Source organism: Ureibacillus sinduriensis BLB-1 = JCM 15800, from assembly GCF_000772955.1.
GTDB classification, from domain to species: Bacteria; Bacillota; Bacilli; order Bacillales_A; family Planococcaceae; genus Ureibacillus; species Ureibacillus sinduriensis.
This window is the reverse complement of record NZ_JPVO01000022.1, coordinates 1-7610: the sequence shown is the minus strand read 5'-3', so window position 1 is coordinate 7610 and position 7610 is coordinate 1. Positions and strand designations below refer to the sequence as shown.

Below are 7610 nucleotides of genomic sequence, written 5' to 3'. Positions count from 1 at the left end.
TTTCATTAACGTTTTGTTGTTCAGTTTTCAAGGTTCATTTTGTTACTGTTTTAACAGTCAACTTTTAAAGTATAACATCAATAATTTGTTATGTCAACAACATATTATGTTTGCTGTTTTTATTGATAACTTTTATATCATACCTTCTAGCAATGTATTTGTCAATTGTTTTCTATGCTCAAGTATCATAATTAAAAAGCTGAAATATTATATCAAGAATATCTTTTTTCATTCTACCAGAATATATCATCGCATTTGAAAGATGTCCTAAAAATAATAGAGGACAAGAATTACCAAGCGTTTAAATTAATGACTCCATTGCCCCCTGCATTAATACAAGTTAGTACCCTCCGGTAAAATTTATAGCTTTCAATTGAAACTCATTAGATTCCAATACAGCTCTATTAAATCATCTATACTTCAAGTTGCTAACTCGAAACATAACCTGAAGGAATAATCCCCCCAAAAAACACATCCATCGAAAGCATCAGATTTGCCAACCTTGCCTCTACCTTACATACCAAACTGCTCCTAAAATTATGCAACTGCTAAGTCTAAAAAATGGAAGATATGGGCAATATGAATATTAATATCCAGTATTTTCACGGTCCACTTTAATTATTTAATACTTTTATTACACACGCCAATCAAATTCTATTAATTTCATCTACATACCAATTGAAATAGAAAACTAGGAAATGGAGGGGTCCTTATATTTTTTAAAAGACGAAGAAGCATTAAAGTTTCTAAAATAAAATTTAGGGAAAAAAATGATCCGAACAAAACAAATCAAAATGTAGATGGACTCCCGGAAGTGGAGAATTTATCAAATGGTTTAGCTGCAGAGTCACCAACCATTAACAATTTAAAAGGTGATATTCCAACTACTACTGAAAACTTTACTAACATCATAAAAGTAAAGACACATTCACCTGCTGACTTAATAATTCGTTACGTAACCGATACTATCACAATTGTATTTATCGAAAATTTAATTAAAAATGAAGTTTTGGATAAACAAATACTGCCCTATTTACAAAATGCAATCGATCCAACACCGAGCAGCATCCACAGGTTCTTGGCACTGCCACATGTCAATCAGACCAATCAAATGGATAACGGTATTGAAAGCATGTTGACCGGGGCAGTGATGATTCATATAGAAGGTTACTCGGAGATTATTCTGGCGGCCATTCCTGCTGTTGAAGCACGTAGTTTAACCACACCCGAAAATGAATCACAAGTAATTGGATCACAGGTTGGTTTTAATGAGAGTATATCGACCAATATTTCTCTTATCCGACGTTTTATCAAGAATCCGAATCTTGGCAATGAAAGGTACAAGGTCGGGAAACAAACCAAGACGAACGTTGCCTTGCTATATATAGATGGCATAACCTCCGAACAAAACGTAAATACGGTCCGACAAAGAATCCAAGCACTAGACATTGAAGATTTAATCGATAGCGCAGTGCTGTCGGAATTAATCGATGATAGCTCTTTGTCTATTTTCCCTCAAATACTATTAACTGAACGGCCCGACCGATTCTGTGATGGATTATTAAGTGGAAAGGTTGGTGTTCTTGTCGATGGAAGTTCAATGGGAATCCTTACCCCTCATACATTTATTGAGTTTTTCCATAGCAGGGAAGACAAAAATCTTCGATGGCAGGTCGCCACATTTGTAAGATTGTTGCGTTTTATAGCCATCTTTATATCAATATTTTTTACACCTTTGTATGTAGCAGCTTTAACTTTCCATTATGAAGTGATTCCGCAACCGCTATTAGTGCCGCTTAGTGAATCTCGGGCTATAGTACCTTTCCCTCCGATACTGGAGGCGCTTTTTTTGGAGTTGATCATTGAATTGCTTCGAGAGGCAGGATCAAGATTGCCTACGAAAGTCGGTCAAACAATCGGGATTGTTGGGGGGATCGTACTTGGTACAGCCGCAGTACAGGCAGGCATTACCAGTAATATACTTATAATCATTATCGCCTTATGTGCACTATCTTCTTTTACAACTCCCAATTATTTGATGGGGAATGTGATCAGAATCATCCGGTTTCCGATTATTGTATTAGCCGGATTCTGGGGTTTTTATGGAATCATGCTTGCTTTTTGCTTTCTCTTAATACATTTGTTGCGCCAAACAAGTTTAGGTGCTCCATATATGTCGCCATTTTATCCACCCCGTATCAAAAATTGGGGGGACAGCATCATCCGACTTCCTATTCCATTCGCGATTCGGAAGTCACCTAATGCAAGAGTAAGCAGTCCAAGTACTAAAACTATCTATAAAACATTGGAGGGTAAGGAGAAGGTGAATGATGAACAATAAATTGCAAGTCACCCCTGCTCAAATGTTTAACGCTCCTGTCCTCTTTTTTGTAATATGTAAAGTTCAAATCGGGGTTGGCGTCTATGGATTTCAGAGCCTCGTCTATGAAAATGCGAAACAAGATTCTTGGATCTCCATCATTTTAAGTTTTGTTGTATGCCACCTTATCGTGTTTGTTATGTTTAAAACTTTGGAGATGTATGATTCGAATGATTTCTATGGAATTAATTTGGACTTGTTTGGGAAATATTTGGGCAACCTCTTAAATTTAAGCTTAATGTTGTACTACGGAATCCTATTTTTTGCTGTTATTCAAAATTTCTCCGAGGTTATGGTTACATGGGTATTTCCTGATATCGATCCTTCCTTCATTATCATTACGATACTATTACTAGTCATATATACGTTCACCGGTGGATTAAGGGTAATAATTGGTCTTTGTTTTATAGGTTTCTTTTTGCCCCAATGGATGCTTGCCATCCTTCTTTACCCGTTGGAATTTGCTAACATTAATTATCTATTTCCTATTTTAGATAATGACTTTATAAGTCTGCTAAAAGGTGCTTATGCTATATCCTTTACGGTAGTAGGTTTTGAAGTAATCACTGCACTTTACCCTTTTGTCAAAGAAAAGCGTAAAGCGAAAATTTATGTACACTTAGGGTTACTATACACAATGATTGTATATCTCTTCGTTATGTTGGTTACTTTACTATTTTTTAGTGGTGAACAGCTTCAGAGGGTAATATGGGCAACATTGTCCTTATTTAGTATCGTCCGGCTCCCTTTCTTTGAAAGAATCGAAATCTTTACCGTTTGTTTCTGGATTATTGTTATTCTGCCCAATCTATGTGTCTTTGCCTGGTCGGCCTATCGTGGTTTTAATCGGGTTATTCAAATAAGCGAAAAAAAGTTTATTCTAATTTTTACGGCACTGATTTTCGTTGGAACATTATTGGTAAAGACACAATTTCAAATGAAAGTAATTAATGAGCTAGTTGGACATATTTCATTTTACACAGTGTTTGCCTTTCCGCTAGTTCTATATTTTATTGCCTTGTTTAAGAAGAAAATTTTAAAACGATAGGGGTGTGGTTAAGTTGAATTCCTTAAAGTCAATACCTTTGTTCATGGCAATATTGATTGTTTTGGCTGGTTGTGCAAACCGGGAAATACTTGAGAGAACTAGTTTAACAACGTTATTAGGTTACGATTTAGCGGAAGATGACAAACTTGCTGCTACTGCTGTTATTCGACAAATCAACCCCGACTTGGAAAGTAAAGTGGAAGTACAATCCGCAACTGAAGAAACCAACAGAGGTGCTCTAATGAAAATCGAATTAAAAACATCGAAAAAAATTGGTGTGGGCCAATTGAGAGTTGCTTTGTTCGGTGAGGAATTAGCCAAAAAGGGGTTAGATGACAGCATCCATGCACTAATCATGAACCCTGAAGTCAGTAATGGCATTTACCTGGCTGTAGTCGAAGGTAAAGCAAATTCATTAATAGAAAGTAAATATAAAAATATTACGGACATCGGCCAACATATTTTTCAATTGATCGACCATAATATTGAGCAAAATCATGCACTTTCATCAACCTTACATGAAGTCAATCGGGATAATACTACAAAGTTAACGAATTTTTCATTACCGATGTTGAAAAAACAAGGAGAATTCATTGAAATTTCAGGAATTGCACTTTTTAACGAAGGAAAAATGGTTGGAAGTCTCCCTTCAGAAGATATTTTATATGCAAAGATGATCAGAAATGATTTCCAAGATGGTACATTAGAATTAACACTACCCTCAGCAACGTTAAAAATGGAATCTACAATTTCCGAAGAAGATATACAGATTGCCATCGATTCTATTAAATCTACTCGGAAATTCAAATTAGTGGATACGGCAGTTCCTGAATTTAATTTAACAATTGATATCGAATGCCTTTTACAGGAAATACAATCAGAGTTGCGAGTTAGCGATATGAAAGAACAAAAAAATCTCGAAAAACAAATAAATAAAAAGATAGAAAGTGAAATTAAGCGAATTATTCAGTATAGCCAAGAAATTGATTCCGACATCTTCCGCTTTGGGGAACAGTATAGAGCACAAAATCGACAAGCAAAGAATATTAACGAACGATGGCATGAAATGTACCCGGATATGAAAGTAAACGTAACAGTAAATGCAAAAGTCCTTCGAGATGGTGTTTTTCAATAACAGATTTAGAATTCATTTCAAAAGAGTAGATAAGCACTTTATAGCTGCTGTTTATAAATGCCCACTTAGAGGCCGGCTTCAAATTGCTACGATATGCTTCAACAGGATCCTTTTATAAAGCATCCTGTTTTTTGCAATACTCGAATGCTCTATTTTCTAGATGCACCGCGTTTTAGGTAAGTAGACTACGTTAGAGCTAACAGTGTGTACATTGGATGCAAAGTAATTCTGGAGATAGTATAGTATAATTAAAAGATCATCATCTGCTTTGTTATAAGTGAGGAGGTTAGGTTTTATGAAAAGAACATTAATGTCGTTAGGTACAATATTTTCTATAATTTTTGGAGCCGGTTTTTTAATTCGGTTTATGCGAGATGGCGATTTCTACATTGCAAATTTTGTTGGCGTGTGTATCGGTATCATTTTATTAATGGGTAGCCTTTTTACAAAGAAGAACAATACCAATGATTCTATCTCTATTGACAATGGTTAAGGGTAATTAAATTTTAATAAAAATGAAGCTAGGGCAAATCATAAACGCCATTTGAATATTTAAAAATTGACTTATCCATGCCGGTGAGCTTTACGGGGGCACGACTCGAGCCTATGCTTCTCCAGCGAGCTGGCCACCAGAAGCCCCCTTCCACTCCAATCAATTCATATAGATTCTTCCATCATACTAAAATATTGTACTTCTCCCAGTCTCCATTGTTTGCCTATCGACTCCACCCGTCTCAACCAATTAATTTGACTCAAGACGCTTTAAGAGCACACATTAAATTAGAAGCATTTACCTATTTCCAATTCCAATTACAACTTTTGTATATAATGGAATTTAGAAAGGCTACTCTACCTAAAGGAGATTAATATGAAGCAAATAACATTCAATCAAATCCATAGAGATGGAGAGATTATTTTAGAAACGAAAGAATATAAACAGATTCATGAAGCAGCCTTTTTAAGCCGCTATGATAGCAACCTAATTATTTGGAAGTGTATGCCAACAGTTGAATTACTTCAAGAAGCTGAAGATCATTTGAGAAAGTTCCATATACAAACTAACCAAAAGCATATTAAGTTCATTTTTCCTCCAAACGAGAAAGTGACTGATGAAGTACAAACCTATTTATCATCAAACAATTATAGTATTGGTTTTCTTGAACTCTACTCTATTCAACCTAAAGAATTTTCCGCTAGCAGAAATACCGAGATATTCATACAGTTTGTAACTGAGAAAGAATTGGATGATTTTTTACTTTTGCAATTTAATGAAGACTTACATTTCGGCGAAAACTTTGCAAAGGAAAAACAAACATTTCTGCGCAAACTGCACACTAATGATAATGTTCATTTTATAATTGCATACGATCAATTAAAACCGAGTGGATCTGTAATTGTCATTGATAAGGAAGATATAACGGAAATCGATAATTTATTTGTACTGGAAGCATATCAACGCAAGGGGATAGGAAGCGCCATTCAGCATTTTATAATGGAGCATTTTCATAACAAAACAATTATTTTAGTGGCAGATGGCGAAGATACACCAAGAGAAATGTACCGAAGACAGAATTATCATCTGGAAGGTTTTCAATATGAAGCATTAAAAGTTGAAGATTAATATTTACATAGAGGAGATGTTAGCATTTAAACATCTCCTCCTGATGCTAGTAGGGAAACTCATTCAGACGTATGGGCGTCAAAACACCCTCTTTCCAATCCGTTCGAATCACACTATAGCAAATGGAATCATAAATAGTGCCATCAAGATTCTCCCAAGAACTTCTTAAATATCCCTCTTTCACAAAGGCACAATTGTTCAATGTTTTTCTCATTGCATAATTATCGCTGCGTGTATAAGCTTCAATTTTATTGATGTTATCTCTTAAATTGAAGATGTAATCTACAATCCACTTAACAGCTTCTTTACCATAGCCGCATCCTCTATATGCACCGTCCAATCTAATATCAAACGACGGTATTGTGTCACTTATATCATGGATTATCATTAATCCTATTTTTTTATTTGATAGTTCAATCCAAATTGTTTCACGATCCTGCTTGTACCACCCTTTGTTATACAACTGAATAATTGATTCCTCCGTGGTATTTGCCTCTGCATGATAATCCCAGGAGTTGATTGTCATAAACGAAATTAGTTCTTTCAGTTCATTTTGAAATGGCTTATATTGTAGGTTCTCCAATCCTTATTCATCTCCTAGTTATCAACAAGCACTCGACTTATTTACTCTGAATTCGATTTATTTGTTATTAAATTTTTATGTACTCTAGCTAGATGAATTAAATTAAATTTATCTTGCTGTATCAAATTCATTATTATCCTTGCCTCGTTCCAAGCTAAATCATGCATTGATTTATTAATTACTCCATGAGTCAATGCTTCATCCAGTTCATCAGCATCCATTAGTATTACTTCACCTGTTGGAAATACTGCAATGTCTAAATATAAATCGTCCATCCAAGGTATATTTTCCTCTATGCCGACTTCGAAACAGATGTCTATATACGATTGGACAATAGCTCCTTCGGCATCAAACATGGTAGTTAACGAATACTTTTCTCCAATCGGGAAGTGTTGAAGCCATGAATAGCCGTCATTAATTATACATACTTCTTTTACACCATTCTTTACAAACAAAGGTTTTAATACTTTTTCTATTTTCAATAAGGTTATGTATCCCCTAAAGTCCTTGTCCTGATGAAAAAGTTGGAAGTTGGTCATAGTCACTTTTTAGTACACGATTCCAATTTGGACGAGTTCCATATTTTCTTTTTAACATCTTCTTCTCCTCTTAACGGAATTAATCATTATACTGATACTCTCTTGCAAATACTTTTTGAATATTCAAACTTTTATAGTTAAAATTATATATTTTTCACCGATGTATTTCAACGTGTTTCTAATACAAGCCTATTAATCCTGTTTCTATTGAAGATACATTTTTCTCAATAAATAAAAACCACTGAATACTCAGTGGTTTCTTGAGCCTAGCGACGTCCTACTCTCACAGGGGGAAGCCCCCAAC

7 protein-coding genes are annotated in these 7610 nt (G+C 35.0%); 5 read left to right on the top strand and 2 right to left on the bottom strand.

Annotated features, from left to right (window positions below; translation table 11 throughout):
* Window positions 1-814 precede the first annotated feature (814 nt).
* The 5 genes from CD33_RS00360 to CD33_RS00335 all read left to right on the top strand — a co-directional run bounded on the left by CD33_RS00360 (window position 815) and on the right by CD33_RS00335 (window position 6184).
* Window positions 815-2341, top strand: a complete 1527-nt coding sequence (locus CD33_RS00360) for a spore germination protein (protein ID WP_084591205.1) — start codon at window positions 815-817, stop codon at window positions 2339-2341.
* Window positions 2328-3428, top strand: coding sequence for a GerAB/ArcD/ProY family transporter (locus CD33_RS00355; RefSeq protein WP_235863436.1), 1101 nt, complete (start codon window positions 2328-2330; stop codon window positions 3426-3428). Before CD33_RS00360 ends, CD33_RS00355 begins: the two co-directional genes overlap by 14 nt.
* A 4-nt stretch (window positions 3429-3432) precedes the next feature.
* Window positions 3433-4563 (top strand): Ger(x)C family spore germination protein, encoded by a 1131-nt coding sequence (locus CD33_RS00350; protein WP_052129852.1) that lies wholly within the window; start codon window positions 3433-3435, stop codon window positions 4561-4563.
* A gap of 295 nt (window positions 4564-4858) precedes the next feature.
* A complete protein-coding gene (locus CD33_RS00345) occupies window positions 4859-5056 on the top strand; it encodes a hypothetical protein (protein ID WP_036197043.1) in 198 nt (65 codons plus the stop codon).
* Window positions 5057-5431: 375 nt separating this feature from the next.
* Window positions 5432-6184 (top strand): GNAT family N-acetyltransferase, encoded by a 753-nt coding sequence (locus CD33_RS00335; protein WP_036197040.1) that lies wholly within the window; start codon window positions 5432-5434, stop codon window positions 6182-6184.
* A gap of 46 nt (window positions 6185-6230) precedes the next feature.
* Here the strand turns inward: CD33_RS00335 and CD33_RS00330 are convergent, their stop codons facing one another.
* Both CD33_RS00330 and CD33_RS00325 read right to left on the bottom strand, forming a co-directional pair.
* Window positions 6231-6767: a GNAT family N-acetyltransferase gene (locus CD33_RS00330; protein WP_036197038.1), complete on the bottom strand. Its 537-nt coding sequence runs from the start codon at window positions 6765-6767 to the stop codon at window positions 6231-6233.
* 41 nt (window positions 6768-6808) lie between these two features.
* A complete protein-coding gene (locus CD33_RS00325; RefSeq protein WP_235863434.1) occupies window positions 6809-7249 on the bottom strand; it encodes a ribonuclease FAU-1 family protein in 441 nt (146 codons plus the stop codon).
* Window positions 7250-7610 lie beyond the last annotated feature (361 nt).